Source organism: Burkholderia arboris, assembly GCF_902499125.1.
Lineage (GTDB): Bacteria > Pseudomonadota > Gammaproteobacteria > Burkholderiales > Burkholderiaceae > Burkholderia > Burkholderia arboris.
Genome location: NZ_CABVPX010000070.1, coordinates 1 through 3,116, shown reverse-complemented (window position 1 = coordinate 3,116; position 3,116 = coordinate 1). Strand labels below are relative to the sequence as shown.

1 protein-coding gene and 1 rRNA gene are annotated in these 3,116 nt (G+C 52.2%); both read right to left on the bottom strand.

The annotated features are described in order from the left end of the window. Nucleotides 1–18: 18 nt before the first annotated feature. A 23S ribosomal RNA gene (locus BLA15945_RS37445) occupies nt 19–2,900 on the bottom strand. Further along, the coding region (locus tag BLA15945_RS37440) for a hypothetical protein (protein ID WP_217468183.1) at nt 2,901–3,116 on the bottom strand (216 nt) is incomplete at its 5' end.

Sequence of the window (3,116 nt, the reverse complement as noted above, 5' to 3'; positions counted from 1 at the left end):
ACAAGGCAGACTTGTTATAGGATCAAGCCTTACGGGCAATTAGTATCAGTTAGCTGAACGCATTACTGCGCTTACACACCTGACCTATCAACGTCCTGGTCTCGAACGACCCTTCAAGGGGATCTAGTCCCCAGGGATATCTCATCTTAAGGCGAGTTTCCCGCTTAGATGCTTTCAGCGGTTATCTCTTCCGAACATAGCTACCCGGCGATGCCACTGGCGTGACAACCGGTACACCAGAGGTTCGTCCACTCCGGTCCTCTCGTACTAGGAGCAGCCCCCTTCAAATATCCAACGCCCACGGCAGATAGGGACCAAACTGTCTCACGACGTTTTAAACCCAGCTCACGTACCTCTTTAAATGGCGAACAGCCATACCCTTGGGACCGGCTACAGCCCCAGGATGAGATGAGCCGACATCGAGGTGCCAAACACCGCCGTCGATATGAACTCTTGGGCGGTATCAGCCTGTTATCCCCAGAGTACCTTTTATCCGTTGAGCGATGGCCCTTCCATACAGAACCACCGGATCACTATGACCTGCTTTCGCACCTGCTCGACTTGTCGGTCTCGCAGTTAAGCACGCTTATGCCATTGCACTATCAGCACGATTTCCGACCGTACCTAGCGTACCTTCGTACTCCTCCGTTACGCTTTGGGAGGAGACCGCCCCAGTCAAACTGCCTACCATGCACTGTCCCCGACCCGGATCACGGGCCAAGGTTAGAACCTCAAACAAACCAGGGTGGTATTTCAAGGACGGCTCCACCGAAACTAGCGTTCCGGTTTCATAGCCTCCCACCTATCCTACACAGATCGGTTCAAAGTCCAATGCAAAGCTACAGTAAAGGTTCATGGGGTCTTTCCGTCTAGCCGCGGGTAGATTGCATCATCACAAACACTTCAACTTCGCTGAGTCTCGGGAGGAGACAGTGTGGCCATCGTTACGCCATTCGTGCAGGTCGGAACTTACCCGACAAGGAATTTCGCTACCTTAGGACCGTTATAGTTACGGCCGCCGTTTACCGGGACTTCAATCAAGAGCTTGCACCCCATCATTTAATCTTCCGGCACCGGGCAGGCGTCACACCCTATACGTCCACTTTCGTGTTTGCAGAGTGCTGTGTTTTTATTAAACAGTCGCAGCCACCAGTTTATTGCAACCCCTTCACCCTCTGCCCGCAGGGGCATCAAGCTACAAGGGCGTACCTTATCCCGAAGTTACGGTACCAATTTGCCGAGTTCCTTCTCCCGAGTTCTCTCAAGCGCCTTAGAATACTCATCTCGCCCACCTGTGTCGGTTTGCGGTACGGTCATCGTTAGACTGAAGCTTAGAGGCTTTTCTTGGAACCACTTCCAATTGCTTCGCTCCCTAAGGAGCTCGCGCCACACCCTTGAATTCCGCGCCCGGATTTGCCTAAGCGCCTTCTCCAATGCAGCGACCGGGACTTCCAACACCCGGACAACCTTCCGCGATCCGTCCCCCCATCGCATCTAACAATGGTGCAGGAATATTGACCTGCTTCCCATCAGCTACGCATTTCTGCCTCGCCTTAGGGGCCGACTCACCCTACGCCGATGAACGTTGCGTAGGAAACCTTGGGCTTACGGCGAGGGGGCCTTTCACCCCCTTTATCGCTACTCATGTCAGCATTCGCACTTCCGATACCTCCAGCACGCTTTTCAACGCACCTTCGCAGGCTTACGGAACGCTCTCCTACCATGCGTGCAAAGCACGCATCCGCAGCTTCGGTATATAGCTTAGCCCCGTTACATCTTCCGCGCAGGACGACTCGATCAGTGAGCTATTACGCTTTCTTTAAAGGGTGGCTGCTTCTAAGCCAACCTCCTGACTGTTTTAGCCTTCCCACTTCGTTTCCCACTTAGCTATATTTGGGGACCTTAGCTGGCGGTCTGGGTTGTTTCCCTCTTGACACCGGACGTTAGCACCCGATGTCTGTCTCCCGTGATTGCACTCTTCGGTATTCGGAGTTTGCTATGGCGGGGTAATCTGCAATAGACCCCCCAACCATGACAGTGCTCTACCCCCGAAGGTGAGACACGAGGCACTACCTAAATAGTTTTCGGAGAGAACCAGCTATTTCCAAGTTTGTTTAGCCTTTCACCCCTATCCACAGCTCATCCCCTAACTTTTCAACGTTAGTGGGTTCGGACCTCCAGTACGTGTTACCGCACCTTCATCCTGGCCATGGATAGATCACTTGGTTTCGGGTCTACGCCCAGCAACTGAACGCCCTATTCGGACTCGCTTTCGCTACGCCTGCCCTATACGGTTAAGCTTGCTACTGAACGTAAGTCGCTGACCCATTATACAAAAGGTACGCCGTCACCCCTTACGAGGCTCCGACTGTTTGTATGCATGCGGTTTCAGGATCTATTTCACTCCCCTCCCGGGGTTCTTTTCGCCTTTCCCTCACGGTACTGGTTCACTATCGGTCGATCACGAGTATTTAGCCTTGGAGGATGGTCCCCCCATCTTCAGACAGGATTTCACGTGTCCCGCCCTACTTGTCGCACACCTAGTTCTTTCATACTGTTTTCGCCTACGGGGCTATCACCCGCTATGGCCGCACTTTCCAGAGCGTTCGGCTAACAATACAAATAAAGAGTGCAAGGCTCATCCCATTTCGCTCGCCACTACTTTGGGAATCTCGGTTGATTTCTTTTCCTGCGGTTACTTAGATGTTTCAGTTCACCGCGTTCGCTTCGCATGGCCTATGTATTCAGCCATGGATACTCCAAAAGGAGTGGGTTTCCCCATTCGGACATCTACGGATCAAAGCTCGTTTGCCAGCTCCCCGTAGCTTTTCGCAGGCTACCGCGTCCTTCATCGCCTGTGATCGCCAAGGCATCCACCACATGCACTTGTTCGCTTGACCCTATAACGAGTCTGTCTCATCTTTCGACGTTACAGTCGCTACAGGTTGAGTTCTCGCATTTGTGCCGTATTCCAATTGAGTCAAACATAGAGTTCGAATCATCTTGAGATACATCGATACAATCACAACCCGGATAGTTTTCACGTCCATCTCATAGACGCTTCCGCTATCCAAATTACTTACTTCTTCCAGATTGTTAAAGAACGACAGCCGATA